The sequence below is a fragment of the Salinivibrio sp. PR6 genome (assembly GCF_001995955.1).
Taxonomy (GTDB): Bacteria; Pseudomonadota; Gammaproteobacteria; order Enterobacterales; family Vibrionaceae; genus Salinivibrio; species Salinivibrio siamensis.
This window is the reverse complement of record NZ_MUFA01000018.1, coordinates 22,927-37,272: the sequence shown is the minus strand read 5'-3', so window position 1 is coordinate 37,272 and position 14,346 is coordinate 22,927. Positions and strand designations below refer to the sequence as shown.

The following is a 14,346-nucleotide window of genomic DNA, read 5'->3' as shown; positions in this document are numbered from 1 at the left end:
ATGCTGGAGTATCGTGAAGTGTGGCTAACCCGTATTGACGTTAATGTGAACGTAAATGAGGTAAAACAAAGGTCAAATTAAACAATCAGGGAGGATGAGGTGAGAGAAACAAAGAGGTTATATGTATCAACTCAATTCAATTGGTGCGCTAGAATCATTCCTGATTGCCATCGGTGTCCTTTTTTTAGGCCATTTTGTTAATTCAAAAATTCCCGCATTGCGCAAGTTTAATATCCCAGAACCGATTGTGGGCGGGTTAATCATTGCGTGTGTTATATCTGTATTACATTACAACGGTATCGATTTTAAGTTTAGTCTGCCACTAAAAGATACGTTCATGTTGATGTTTTTTGCTACCGTTGGTCTGGCAGCAAATTATAAACAATTGGTAAAAGGTGGTTTAAAGGTATTTTGGTTTCTTGCCATCGCATCTGTGTACATCATTATACAAAACGCCATTGGTGTCAGTTTTGCGTCGATGCTTGGCTTGGATCCTCTGATGGGGTTGGTCGCTGGCTCTATTACCCTGTCCGGTGGGCATGGTACTGGCGCGGCTTGGGCACAGATATTAACCGATGAGTATGGTATTCAAAGTACCCTCGAAATTGCCATGGCGTCGGCAACACTCGGCCTCGTGATTGGCGGTATCATTGGTAGCCCAGTTGCTCAGCGTTTGATTAATAAACATCAGCTTGAGTCTGAATATGGGCGTGGCACCACAACACACGAAAAATATCCCGAGCTTGTGACTTACAATGAAAATGAAGAAGATAAAGTGACAGCGAAGAAAGTCATTGAAGTCTTATTTATTTTACTACTTTGTATTACCGGGGCTCGCCATTTATCTGAGTGGGTAAACGGGTTTAATATTGAATGGCTCATGGTGCCTGACTTTGTTTATGCTTTATTCTTGGGTGTGATTGTTACGAATACGCTAGAGGTCTTTAAACTTAGAAAGCTAGAGTCAGAAACCGTGGATATGGTAGGGACCGTCTCTCTATCTTTATTTTTAGCGATGGCGCTGATGACGCTCAAGCTGTGGAACATTCTCGACTTAGCGGTACCATTTTTAATTATTTTGGCGATTCAATCGGTGGTTATCGGTTTATTCAGTTATTACGTCACGTTTAAGCTGATGGGAAGCAATTATACAGGGGCCGTTATTGCTGGCGGGCATTGTGGTTTTGGCCTTGGCGCCACCCCGACCGCGGTAATGAATATGGGCTCAATTGTGAATCGCTTCGGCCCCGCGCCCCAAGCCTTTATGGTGGTGCCGATTGTGGGGGCTTTCTTTATCGATATTGTTAACCTCCTAATATTACAGGGCTATATTTTTATTATCCAATAGGCGCATTGCGCTCAGCCATCATGGCTGGGCGCATCTTTTTCCTGCTGTTGTGCGGCGTTTGGCAAAACAAATGAGAGTTGTTTCGATAAGCGCTTGACTCTGGAGTGGGCTCCAACCCTTATACTGACCACAAGATAATGACACAACGACCAAAGAAGGAGTCGATTATGTGTAAGCATTGTGGACATCACCACTGTCATCAGCCACATCACCAAACGGTTTCTCAGTCTGCGCAGACGGTAACGAATAGCTGCCAAGCGTCGAGCTGTTGTGCAAGTCACCAAGACGGAGAGGGCAGTGCGGGCGATGACGATCCCGACAGGCCTCACACCTCGTGTAACGATACCTGCGAGAATGCATCTTCGGCGTCATCCCCGTCATGGTCCTCTGTAACCCATGAGTGGGGAGTGACTGGTATGGATTGTCCAAGCTGTGCTGGCAAACTTGAAAAGGCGATTCATGCCACGCCGGGTGTAGAGAGCGCACAAGTGCTGTTTGCGACTGAAAAGCTACGCGTCGCTTTGACTCACGAAGCGCCAACAACCGATACTCGCTCTGCGATTCAGCAAGCCGCGAAAAAAGCCGGTTTTCCGCTGGTTCCCTTGAATCAAACCGCCACTGCGCCTTCTGGCTGGCTGAAATGGCGTGATGATGCTCTGCTGTTTGGCCTAATGGGCATGATGTTGGTGGCTTGGGGGCTAGATTATTGGTCCGCTTCTTTATCCGATTGGTTATTTACTGCTGCGACTGTAGTCGGACTGGCACCCATTGTGCTTAAAGCGGCTCGGCTTGCCCGCCAAGGATCGCCATTTTCGATAGAAACCTTAATGAGCATTGCAGCCATCGGGGCCCTGTATCTGGGAGAAACCACGGAAGCGGCGATGGTACTTGTGCTGTTTCTTATTGGCGAGCGGTTAGAAGGGTATGCCTCTACACGTGCCCGTGATGGTATCCAGTCACTCATGGCGTTAGTGCCAGAAACCGTGACGCGGATTGATCGTCATGGTTCGCGTGAGACAGTCGCGGCCAGTGATCTAGAGCCGGGTGATCGGATTGAAATCAGTGCCGGTGAGCGGCTCCCCGCGGATGGGCAACTGATGAAAGGTGCCGCCAGTTTCGACCAAAGTGCGCTGACAGGTGAACCTATTCCCGTCGATATCGACGCGGGCGATACCGTGATGGCGGGCAGCTTGGCAACTGATAAAACCGTACAGCTGACCGTGACATCCGCACAGGGCGAAAATGCCATTGACCGTATTTTGCGTCTCATCGAGCAGGCCGAGTCGAAAAAAGCGCCGATTGAGCGATTTATCGACAAATTCAGTCGTTGGTACACGCCGGCAATGATTGGGCTCGCCGCGCTGGTTGTGGTGATTCCCCCCCTGTTCTTTGCCGCCAGCTGGCAAGAATGGTTATACCGAGGGTTAGCACTATTGTTGATCGCGTGCCCATGTGCGCTCGTGATTTCGACGCCTGCGGCGATTACTTCAGGGCTTGCCACCGCGGCACGCCGTGGCGCTTTGATCAAAGGTGGAGCAGCGTTAGAAACACTCGCCAGTATCAATGCCGTCTCATTGGATAAGACAGGTACCTTGACCGAAGGTAAACCCATGGTGACCGATGTGCGCGCATGGCACGGTGATAAGAGCGCTCTGCTTCAAGCGGCGACGGCGATAGAGCGTGGCAGCCACCACCCCTTGGCGAAATCCTTGGTGTTGTATAGCGCCGAGCGTGGTCTATCGGTACCGGATGCCTCGCATATTCAAGCGAATGCTGGTCGCGGCGTGCAAGGCATGGTCGAAGGACAGTTAGTCAGGTTGGTTGCATTGGATAAAGTGGCAGAGTCGACGTTAAACCACGCGCAATATCAAGAGGCCCAATCGGTGGCCGAGCGCGGGGTGACGGTTGCGGTTGTGCTCATTGACGAGCAACCACAAGGGATGATCGGCTGGCGAGATACACTGCGACATGATGCGCGAGAAGCCATCGAGCAATTGCGCGCTATGGGTATCCAGCCTGTGATGTTGACCGGCGATAACCCGACCTCAGCCGCTGAAATTGCCCGCGAACTGGATATTGATTACCGTGCGGGGCTACTGCCGGAGAACAAGGTTGAGGCGGTAGAAGCGCTGGCGGAGCAATACCGTATCGCCATGGTTGGCGATGGCATTAATGATGCACCGGCCATGAAAGCGTCTCACGTGGGTGTTGCAATGGGAAGTGGCACCGATGTGGCGTTAGAAACGGCTGAGGCGGCATTGAGTCATAACCGGCTGGTCGAGTTACCAAGAGTACTGCAACTGGCGCGAGCGACCCAAGCAAATGTACGGCAAAACATCACGATCGCATTAGGGCTTAAAGGGGTGTTTTTGGTGACAAGTGTACTCGGTATCACAGGACTTTGGGTCGCGGTGCTGGCTGATAGCGGGGCCACGGCGTTAGTCACGCTGAATGCGCTACGCTTACTTCGTGACCCGCGCTAAAAACCAGGGCAAAGGCTGTCTGCTTTTGCCTTTATAAAGTGATAACGATCTCTAAATTCTGAAATCTGTAATATTCAATATGGTAATAGGTCGATGGTGGTCACACAAAAGGCGTAAAATTTGGGTATCCTAACCACATAACCAATAACGCGTTGATGCCTGCTCACGTAGGCATCACATTGATTCTAATGCGGATGATACCATCCAGCGAGGAGACGAATGATGTCTGATACCCCTGTATTTCACCTTGGCGTAACAAAAGCGGATCTTCAAGGCGCAACCACGGCGATTATTCCTGGCGACCCTGCGCGCGTAGAAAAAATTGCTAACTTGATGGAAAAACCCACGTTTCTCGCCTCACAGCGTGAGTATACCTTGTACCTCGGTTGGCTTGATGGCAAACCTGTGGTTGTTTGCTCAACGGGTATCGGTGGCCCATCGACCTCTATTGCGGTTGAGGAGTTGGCACAACTTGGCGTTGGCACCTTCTTGCGTGTGGGCACGACGGGGGCGATTCAGCCTGACATTAATGTCGGTGACATGATTGTGACCACCGGCTCTGTACGCCTTGACGGTGCAAGTACGCACTTTGCACCAATGGAGTTCCCTGCGGTGGCCGATTTTGACGTCGCCACGGCCATGAAAGCCGCCGTTGATGAAGATGGTGCGACGGTTCACACTGGCGTGACGGCATCCAGTGATACCTTCTACCCAGGTCAAGAGCGTTACGATACCTTTAGCGGCCGTGTTGTGCGTCGTTTCCAAGGTTCAATGCAAGAATGGCAGGACATGGGTGTGCTGAACTTTGAGATGGAATCAGCCACATTGCTGACCATGTGTGCGAGCTCCGGCCTGCGAGCGGGTTGCGTGGCGGGCGTGATTATCAACCGCACACAGAAAGAGACCCCAGATCATGCAACCTTGAAAGAGACGGAAGCGCGCTCGATTAAAGTCGTGGTAGAGGCTGCACGTAAGCTTCTGTCATAAGCGAGACCTCGTTATCCTATCCAAACGCGGTGCCCTCGGGCACCGCGTTTTTTTATTGTCGACCGTTTAGCGAACCTGTCCTATTGCTTCGCGCAAGCGTTTAGCTCGTTCTTACCTCAATCGTCCCGCCCGCTGCGATAAACCAGTCATAAAGATGAGTACGCAGGTTGGCCAGTTGATCCGGGCCAATCAAGGCTAAGCCTAAATCGGTGGCACGGGTAATATCGTGATGCCTTAATGGACGGAAGCTTACCAACATCGCGCGCGCCTGCAGCCCTCCGAGCAAATCACGCAAGGACTCCAGCTTGTATAGGGTATCGTCGCCATCACTCGACATGCCTTTGGTTTTGCATTCAATAATATGCAGCTTGTTATTCACCACCATGGCGACATCTAACTCATTGCGCACCTCGCGCTCACCAATTTGACGATATACCTGTAAAGAGAGGGCACTGTCTTGGATGGTGGGAAGCTCCTGTTGGATGGACGTGACAGTGTGGTGCACGTAGCTTTCTAGCCACTCCCCGTTGGCAAAACGTCGTGCTTCTTCACAGCTAAATGTCAGCACCCCTTGCTCATAACTGGCTAAGCCGGCATCCGAGAGGTCATCGAGAAGAATACCAAGCTCGCGATAACCTTGCTGCTTCTCACTAAGCGCGACGTCTAAACGTTGCTCTTTACGACACGTGGTTGCGAGGTAGTTCAAAGTGGCCAAGCCTGGACCTAGCTCATAGGCATTGCTGGCCCACTTTTCTCCTAACCGGTAAATGTCATTGGTTAAACAACCTGAGACTTGGTCATCTTGATGCTCACAGCGCGCGCCGAAAACCGTTAAATACTCAGTGAGACTAATATGGTCTTCCACTTGTTGCTGGGGGAGGCCGTCAGGGTACAGCCAACAAAGCTCGTCGCTATAGGGCTCAATTACATAGCTGGGCCACTGATAGGTACGAAAGACTTCATAAGCGGAGAGTAATTGGTGGCGCAGGCCACAGCTCGCATTAAAAAGGATGTCTTCAGAAGCGTTGCTGAGCTGTTCTGCCAGTTGTTTCACTTGGCTTTTTACTTCACGAATATTGATGTCGTCCGAGATTTCAAAAAACTCGGTTTCAATCCCCTTGGGTGCCAACACACGTGTTAAACGCTCAAACTCTAGATCTTGCTCCAGTGTGCCAATAAGTATCAGCTTACTCACAGGCAATTGCTGATGTAAAACAGGGGTGACGAGACGGACGGGGTCAGAGTCGATGATTCCTACATGAATAGCCATAATTGCTCCAGGCGGGCTACGAGGCGGCATTAGGCCGCTTAATTATCAGTATAGTTGCCAGCCTCAACAGGTGGCGTAACTATTAATATCCGGCCTCGCGGTCAGGCTTTCAACCATTCGCTGCGTAAATTAGTGTAATTTTACACAGCGCTGACGTGATATCCGTCCTGTTAACTCCGCAATAACCGTGCCTTTTACGTGACAGTGCCGAGCTAACCCTGTGTAACCGTTTTTCTTCCTTCTAGGCGCGACTTTGCTTAAGTGCTTGCTGGCGCAGTGTTTCTGTCAAACTATTGAGCTCAGGCAACATGCGTCGAATTAAGTGTAGCTGTTGCAGCACCATGCTTAGCGGCGCGTTATCAATAGGCGCGTACGAAGGTGATTGCGACGCGATAGTGTCATTGGCGTGGTGCTCATCAATGCTCACAGGCTCGCCTGCGGGTGTCTTGGTGCCAGTGGATGGTACTTGGGTGGGTAACTCTGCTGGCAATGCTTGACCCAAACGCTCAGTCAGTGTGTTCAGTGATTGATGAATCTCACGATGGAGTTGCGCCATTTTTTGGTGATTAACTTCATCATCCATGCGACTACGGTGCGCGCCGAGGGCCGAAATATAGCTCAACATTGCGTTGTTTAAACACAAGAACCGAAAGGTCTCTTCGATATTGGTGCGATAGCGTCCAGGCTCTACCAGCATGTTACTGATAGCGGTGGTGAGCTCGGCATCGGCATTGTGGGCGTGACGTCGAGCGATACGATAAGCCAGGTTGTCGCGCTTACCGACGCGGTATTGCGCAATCACATGAGCAAGATAGTCTCGATTGGCTTGCAAGGCTTCGGTCATGATCCCGCGCAAACGGTGTGCTTGCCAGTCGGGTAACACGTAACGGACGGCCGCGACGGCAATCAAGCTGCCAATGACGGTATCGCCAAGGCGGGGAAGAATAACAGCGAAGCCTTGGCCGAATTGGCTAAAGCACATTAATACCAACAGCGTAATAAACAAGGTTGCGAGGGTGTATTGCACGGTGCGAAACGCGAAAAAGAGCACACCGGTGATCACCATCAACGCCAGTTGACTGCTGGGATCTGGAACGAGATAGAGCGCCGGTACGCCCAAGAGTAGACCGGCGACGGTGCCCAATACTCTCTCTTTAAGCTTACTGCGGGTGGCTGAATAGTTGGTTTGGCACACGAACTGAATGGTCATCAAAATCCAAAAACCGTGCTCTAGCGAAAGCCCTTGGATCAGGGCGTAGCCGGTCAGCAGTGATAAGGACAAACGCACCGCATGACGAAACCGCAATGATTTGACCGTGAGCTGTCGACGAATGCGGTAAGCCATTTCCCCCAACGAGTGTGCATCAGGGTCGGCCAGTTCACTTTCTTGCAGATTGTCCGTGCTAGCTAAGTGGCTCAAGCTGGCGAGTTGTTGTTCCACTGTCTCCAAGTTTTTGTAGAGAAAATCGAGTTGCTGCAGCAGTGCGAGGCGAGTGCTGTTTTGCTCCTCTTGTGCCGACAAATAGGCCATCGACTGTTTGATTGCCGTGAGCGCTTGCTGGCCTGTTTTCGGATGCTGGTAGTGTGTACCGATTGACATGGCTTGAGCGACATCCCGGCAGGCTTGAGCTTGGGCGTTTAATAAGGCTTCAAAGCGAAAGAGGATATCGGAATGGAAAAAATGCGCCGCCAGATCTTGGTAACGATAATGGGATGAACTGACACGCTCGTGAATATCTTGGGCAATGAAATAGGTTTGTAGCAAGGTTTGATGCCGCTGTGTGAGTCGGCCACGGCGCGCGCGTGTCAGCAATGACGCTTTTGCTTGGTTTAGCGCCGCCACCACTTGGGCATTTTGGTTAGCGGCGGCGATACGAGTCGGCTGCGGAACCAATTCAGCCACCGGATGAAATAAACGGGATTTGGTTTCCATGTACGTCGCCGTTTGACGAAAAACCGCCGCGAGCCGGTGCTGCACAGGGCGGTGAGGCCAAATGAGGATCCATACTAGCGATAGCAGCCCATACCAGAGTGCGCCTGACAGCAGCATCATAGGTTGCAACCACATATCACTGCCTTGCTCCATCCCCAGCATGGTATAAACCGCGAGAAGCAAAGAGGCAAAGGCAATGGTGCCATAGCGCTCACCGATCGCACCCAGCATGATAAAACCGAAACTCGATAGTGTGAGGCCAATGGCAAATAACCAAGGTGTGTCGTAAAGCAGTTCGACAGAAAAGGCGGCGACCGTGAAGCAAACGAGTGTGACGCCAAGTGCTCGTATCCGCCCCCAAAAGTGGTCATCCACTTCTGCCAACGCCGAGGCAATCACGCCCAACACCAGCGGTGTGACAATATCCGTACGGTCTGCATACCCCGCATAAAGCGCTACCCCCATTAGGGCAATAAGGACGCGAATGCTGTCATTAATACGATGGTTCGCCCAATACTCACGCACGGCGAGCGGCAGGAAAGGTAAACGTGGCAGAGAAAGAGACATAAATAACGGTGATCGGCCAACAATGCTGGCAAGATAGCAGAAACGGGACCAGAAACTAAGCCTCAATCGGGTATTTTGTCATGGATTAAGAAAATGGTTGCGGCAGGTCAATTTCGCGTTGTCAGCGCAGTGCGTAGGCAGTGGCATCTCGCTAGTGAATTGATTTATCGAGCCTTGAGAAGTAGCATGCCAAGCATCTTTTTAGGGCACAACGCGTGCGCTATTCGCTGAATAACGTTGAGATATGAAACTTACGGCCAACCGTTGGGCACAATGGCTTGTTTATGGCGATCATTATAGCCTGCAGTTAGAAGATGATGGTTTATTGCTGGAGTCTCGCCACCATCGCCAATACATTCCTTTCTCAGCATGGGACGGGCAACTTCGGGTGTCGCGTGGGTTGCTTTGGGGCACGATTTCGCTAACCGGTTACACCGAAGACGGCGACCCGCTGCCATTCGAGGTCTTTGGCTTGCCATGGGATCATGCCCAACAGGCGGGACAAACTATCTATCGCCACTATCAAGCCTATATCGCCCGTTATCAAAAACGGCTGGCAATGATACGCCCCAGTTTACTGGCAGAGTTTGATGCACTGGTGAATGCGCCAGGTTATGCACGTGTCACACAATTACGCACCGCGCAGCAAACGGTATTGAATAAGCTGGAAGGCGAGGGGATACCCGCCTCATTCTTAGCCAATTTGGACGAAAGCCTTGCCACCACGTTAGCGCCTGTGTTGCAGGCCGATTCAAGCTGGCTGAAAGCCCGCAATCAACAGTGGCAAGCGGCGATGCTTAACCAGTGGCAAACCTGGTTTGATCAGGTTGAGTCGTCGCCTTTGAATGCGGGACAGCGCGAGGCCGTGCTTACTGATGAATCTCATACCTTGGTGGTGGCTGGGCCCGGAAGCGGTAAAACCAGCGTGTTGGTCGCACGCGCCGCCTACTTGATTGAAAGCGGTCAAGCCAAGCCTGATCAGCTTTTGTTGCTTGCCTTTGGTCGAGATGCCGCCACCGAGCTCAAAACTCGGATTAAGACCAAAACGGGCCATGAAGTGAATGTAACCACCTTCCATGGTTTTGCCCGCCAGCAACTTGCTGAACACCAAGGACAGGCGCCGATTATTTCTCCACTCGCCAGTGATGAGACGGCGAAATCGGCATGGCTGACCCAAACACTCGCCGAACTCTGGCAACAGTCCTCTACCCGTAAAGCATGGGACAAATTACATCAGCAGCACGCACTGCCACTTGATGATAATGCTGAGCTCAGCGCCTGTGCCCATGAAAACCGGTTGCACACCTGGATTTGGTCGCGTCTTTCTCGAGTGATCCAAGCCAATACCACCAAGCGCGCCCTGACCGATAGATTGGCGAGCTTTGATGAGCAGAGTGCGTTAAAAAATGAACTGGCGGTGATTTGGCCGTTGTACCAAGCCTACAAACAGGCGCTAAAAGCGGAGAACGCTGTTGACTTTGACGGCTTGATCGCAAAAGCCACCAAGTTGTTTCAGCAGCGAAAATTCGTCACGCCGATTCAGTTTGTGATGGTCGATGAGTATCAAGACATCTCCCCGGCACGGTTGGCGATGCTCGAGGCACTGTGTCACGGTAAAACGGACAGTGAAACCCAATCACCACGCGCCTCCTTGTATGCCGTGGGGGATGATTGGCAAGCCATTTATCGCTTTGCCGGTGCCGACGTCAGTTTAACCACCGAGTTTGCACAGCGTTTCGGTGACAGTGAAATTTGCTGGCTGACCACCTGTTATCGCTACCCGTCTACCTTGGGAGATGTGGCACAACAATTCATTGGCCAAAACCCTAAACAGCTCAGCAAACAATTAGATTACGCGCGAGACAAGGCATCGACGAAAACACCCAAATCGATCAAGGTGATCACTGACGATAAGCTAGAAAAGACACTGGCAAGCTTAGAGAAAAAGCATGCTAAGGCGGCGCAAGCTGTGAGTGTGATGATGATTGGTCGCACGCATGCCATCCGTCCTGACGCACTAGAAAGCTGGCAGAATGCGTATCCTTCATTGGCGCTTCGCTATACCACCGCACACGCCAGCAAGGGCCAAGAAGCGCACTATGTGTTTATCCTCGGCATGGATGATGGCGTATTTCCCGCCAAACCACGCTCGCTTTCACTCGATGAGGCGTTACTGGGAAAAAATGAAGAGCCGGTTGAGCACGCGGAAGAACGACGACTGTTTTATGTCGCCCTGACACGCGCACAAAAACAAGTGTGGCTAGTACACCAAAAAGGTCATGCCTCATCATTTGTTGAGGAGCTCAAAGGGTATCTCTAGAAGGTGTATAACCCACACTGTCAGCGAATGACTCACAGCGTGGGGCAAGTACTACAAACGCTCGTCTAAGTACGCTTGATAATCAGGGATTTGAACATCCACCTCTTGGCCAAATAGCGGCGAAGTGATCAGAAAGCGGGCGGTTGAGCGATTGGTGGCAACCGGAATGTTCCAAACCGTGCTGACACGCAGTAGTGCTTTGACATCTGGGTCGTGTGGCACGGCATTGAGCGGATCCCAAAAGAAAATCATCGCATCAATTTTTTGTTCAGAAATCATCGCACCGAGTTGCTGATCGCCACCCATGGGGCCGCTGATTAACGGGGTGATTTTTAATCCGGTTTCTCGCGCAAGAATATGCCCCGTGGTGCCAGTAGCATAAAGCTCATGCTGACTCAGTATCTCTTTATTTTCTTGTACCCACTCGCTCAAGGCGTTTTTGTAGTGATCGTGCGCCACTAACGCCACGTGTTTACGCGCAAGCATGGTGCGAGACGTTTGCTTCATACCTATCATCCCTCGTTAACAAGGTGGTTGCTATCAAACTGCGTGAAGCAGCATTTACCGAAGCCTAAATCAATCCGGTGATAAAATATATCGTACAACGGTCAAACTCCGACGGTCACTTGTCAGAATTATCACATTATCAATAAAAAAATAGCCAAGCAGATGAAATAACATCTATTTTTTCACCCACTTGTTAATCAAGCACGCAAAAGTAGCGCGACACCCCGTCCAAGTAGCAACAAAAAGGCTACAGTTAGGTAGTCAGGCAATGGAAGTGCCTAGTCATGCAGGAGTGTTTATGAGCAAGGAGTACGCGTATGTGGGTGACACTGGATTTTGAAGCATCCGGTTTGTCGTTAGTGTCTTACCCGATTGAGGTCGGGTACGTGTTACCAAATGGCGACAGTGATAGTTTTTTGATTGACCCTTCCACCGCCAGTGGCCATTGGAACCACTGGGACAATGAAGCCGAAACCCGAATTCATGGGATCTCGCGTGAACGTCTTTTCAGCGAAGGGATCAGTGTTCTTGAGGTATGCCAGCACCTTAACCAAACCCTTGCCCCCTTTGAACATGTATTGTGCGACAGCCAGTGGGATCTGTTTTGGATGGGGCGGCTTTACAAAGCCTGCTATATGCGTCCTTCATTCACCCTAATGGAGGTGAATCAATGGCTAAAAAAGCACAGCGATCTCGATCGGCGCGATTTTAGTCGCGAAATGGAGGCTTTGGGGCCGACACCGCATCGAGCAGAAGAAGATGCGCGGCAAATTCGTCGCGCCCTTGATAGCTTGTTAAAATAGGGGTTCTTTCAGCACATTATCGGGATGTCATGACAGCACCTTCAAGCCTTAGGTTGGCACAATTCAACCTGTCTCTAGCCGGACGTCAGGCCGGTGACATTAAAGCACAGATGTTAGCGCCCACCCCCAGCCGACAAATTAGAAATCTCGCCGCGACCCTACAACGAGTGCGTCCTGATGTGGCGGTGCTTTGCGAGTTTGATCATCCGGGCAGCGGTGGCGACGATGGTGCGCTCGCCGCATTTTGTGAGCGGCATTTGGCTCAATCGCAACACGGTGAAACGCCGATTGATTATCCGTATCGCTATTTGCCGGCCACCAATACGGGCTTAAAATTAACGGTGCCGGTCAGTGATCACCAACGCTTAAATCGTGCCCAGCAATGCCATGGCTTTGGCGACTATCATGGTCAATTTGGCTATGTGATTTTATCGCGTTACCTCATCGAAGATGCCGCAATTCGCACTTGGCAGCACTTTGCGTGGCATCAATTGCCTCGCCATCAGCTTCCTGCGAAGTATTACACCGAACAAGCACAACAGGCGCTGCGTCTCGCCTCAAAAAACTTGGTGTCAGTGCCGATACGGGTCGGCGAACATCGAATACAAGTGGTGGCCTGTCATCCCACACCGCCCGTGTTTGATGGACCGGAAAAGCGTAACTGGCGGCGCAACAGTGATGAAATTCACCAACTAATTGGCCTTTTAGACAACGCCGATTGGCTGGTGGACGACAAGGGCGTCCACGGCGGGCTTGCTTCCGAGACGCCGTTTGCGGTGATTGGCGATTTAAATGCGGATCCGAGCTATGGCGATGGGGATAAGCAAGCCATTGGCGCTTTGCTCAATCATCCGCGTGTGCATCCAGAGGTCGCTGTCGGCGCACAGGTGCCAAAAAGTGAGGCGGCCCAGTCTCACGCCTTTCGCTTTATCGATGGTAAAGGGCGGGCAATCGCCACCCACAACGGCGGACTGCGCCTTGATTATGTCCTACCTTCGCGAGAGCTCGCGGTGCAAGCCTCCGGCGTATTTTGGCCTGCGCCTGATGATGCCGATTACCCACTGATTTGTGATAAAAACGGCCAAGAGCATGCGCGTGCTCACTCCGATCATCGTCTTGTTTGGGTCGATGTGGCGCTGAGTTAGCGAGGCTGCGTGTCCAGCGCCACGCCTTCACGCTGACACGCGACTTCCGCGAGACGCTTAGCTTGTTCGTCAGGCTTTAAAAAGCAGCAGGTTGAGCAATAACTGTGATCATCGACGGTAAAGATCCGGCAGCAGCCGCCGCGCAAACGGAAGCTATGGGTTTGCAGCACGGTTTGGGTATCGTTTGGATCGTAGACGGTCACATCGTGAAAGCCACTGCGCTTGCTATAAAGTGGGGTGCCGCGTTGATGGACGATCGACAGCGCCGCGTCACGCGCGGCTTGCTCACAATCACGATGTTTACCCACCATCAAAAAGGCAATACAGATTGAATCGGCAACCACTTTCCAAAGTGGACCTTCACGCATGCCACTTTGCTCCGCCACCGCGTCGACGATGGGCGAAAAATGCCGTAATAAGGCACCATGCAAAATAGCCTGCCAATCCTTTGCCGCAGGCTGTTCCCAACCAATCAAGGCATTGAGATAAAAATGCGGCTTGTGATAAACGAGCTCTTCGCCGTTCGGCTTAGTGACACGGGTAGGCTCGTATTTAACTTGCCAGTTATCTAAGTCCAGCGCGGGGAGTTGCCCAGCCTGTAGCCAGCTTGCCAGCACCGGAAGCAAAAACTCATAGGCATAGGCGCCGATAAAAAGTGTGCCCTGGGCGCGGTTATCTGCATCGCCATAGGTGGCGTTGACGGCGGAAAAACACTGCGTCAATCCGTGCTCAGTCGTGAGCTGTTCTTGAAGTGACGTGCCCACTACATCATCTGGTATCACAGACAAGCCTAAAGCAGCGGGGAAAGGGGACAGTGCAACCGTGGCGGGCAGTGGTAACACATCAACGCTAGGATCGGCCGCGTTCATCAACACTCCTTTATGATAGGCGCCAAAAAAGCGAAATTTAGCATGTACGGCAATCAATTGTAAGAGTGATTCGTATTTAGGTATTCGAGTGGCGACGATGGCACGAATAACACG

At 51.5% G+C, this 14,346-nt stretch carries 10 protein-coding genes; 6 read left to right on the top strand and 4 right to left on the bottom strand.

Annotated elements, in window-relative coordinates:
- The first annotated feature begins 121 nt into the window (after positions 1-121).
- From gltS to udp, 3 genes are all read left to right on the top strand, one after another.
- Complete coding sequence (gltS, locus tag BZG72_RS13270) at positions 122-1,348, top strand: sodium/glutamate symporter (RefSeq protein WP_077577915.1); 1,227 nt, start codon at positions 122-124, stop codon at positions 1,346-1,348.
- A gap of 167 nt (positions 1,349-1,515) precedes the next feature.
- On the top strand, positions 1,516-3,831 hold the full coding sequence (locus tag BZG72_RS13265; RefSeq protein ID WP_077666999.1) for a zinc/cadmium/mercury/lead-transporting ATPase: 2,316 nt from the start codon (positions 1,516-1,518) through the stop codon (positions 3,829-3,831).
- A gap of 222 nt (positions 3,832-4,053) precedes the next feature.
- On the top strand, positions 4,054-4,818 hold the full coding sequence (gene udp / locus BZG72_RS13260) for a uridine phosphorylase (protein ID WP_046073381.1): 765 nt from the start codon (positions 4,054-4,056) through the stop codon (positions 4,816-4,818).
- A gap of 100 nt (positions 4,819-4,918) precedes the next feature.
- On the opposite strand, the gene BZG72_RS13255 is transcribed toward udp, so the two are convergent.
- Together BZG72_RS13255 and yccS are read right to left on the bottom strand one after the other, a co-directional pair.
- Entirely contained in the window at positions 4,919-6,088 is a 1,170-nt protein-coding gene (locus tag BZG72_RS13255; protein WP_046073380.1) for a Card1-like endonuclease domain-containing protein, read from the bottom strand.
- Positions 6,089-6,329: 241 nt separating this feature from the next.
- Complete coding sequence (gene yccS / locus BZG72_RS13250) at positions 6,330-8,588, bottom strand: YccS family putative transporter (RefSeq protein ID WP_077666998.1); 2,259 nt, start codon at positions 8,586-8,588, stop codon at positions 6,330-6,332.
- Positions 8,589-8,832: 244 nt separating this feature from the next.
- On the opposite strand from yccS, the gene helD reads away from it, so the two are divergent.
- Positions 8,833-10,908 carry a DNA helicase IV gene (gene helD / locus BZG72_RS13245; RefSeq protein ID WP_077666997.1) on the top strand — a complete coding sequence of 692 codons (2,076 nt, stop codon included), beginning with the start codon at positions 8,833-8,835 and terminating at the stop codon, positions 10,906-10,908.
- 51 nt (positions 10,909-10,959) lie between these two features.
- Here helD and BZG72_RS13240 read toward each other — a convergent pair whose 3' ends face one another.
- Positions 10,960-11,415 carry a methylglyoxal synthase gene (locus BZG72_RS13240; RefSeq protein ID WP_046073377.1) on the bottom strand — a complete coding sequence of 152 codons (456 nt, stop codon included), beginning with the start codon at positions 11,413-11,415 and terminating at the stop codon, positions 10,960-10,962.
- Positions 11,416-11,732: 317 nt separating this feature from the next.
- On the opposite strand from BZG72_RS13240, the gene BZG72_RS13235 reads away from it, so the two are divergent.
- A complete protein-coding gene (locus BZG72_RS13235) occupies positions 11,733-12,218 on the top strand; it encodes a hypothetical protein (RefSeq protein WP_077666996.1) in 486 nt (161 codons plus the stop codon).
- Positions 12,219-12,247: 29 nt separating this feature from the next.
- Positions 12,248-13,363: an endonuclease/exonuclease/phosphatase family protein gene (locus BZG72_RS13230; RefSeq protein ID WP_077666995.1), complete on the top strand. Its 1,116-nt coding sequence runs from the start codon at positions 12,248-12,250 to the stop codon at positions 13,361-13,363.
- Here the strand turns inward: BZG72_RS13230 and BZG72_RS13225 are convergent.
- The gene (locus BZG72_RS13225; RefSeq protein WP_077638983.1) at positions 13,360-14,232 is read right to left on the bottom strand and encodes a ferric iron reductase; all 873 of its coding nucleotides are present in this window, start codon (positions 14,230-14,232) and stop codon (positions 13,360-13,362) included. The genes BZG72_RS13230 and BZG72_RS13225 overlap by 4 nt on opposite strands.
- Positions 14,233-14,346: the final 114 nt, after the last annotated feature.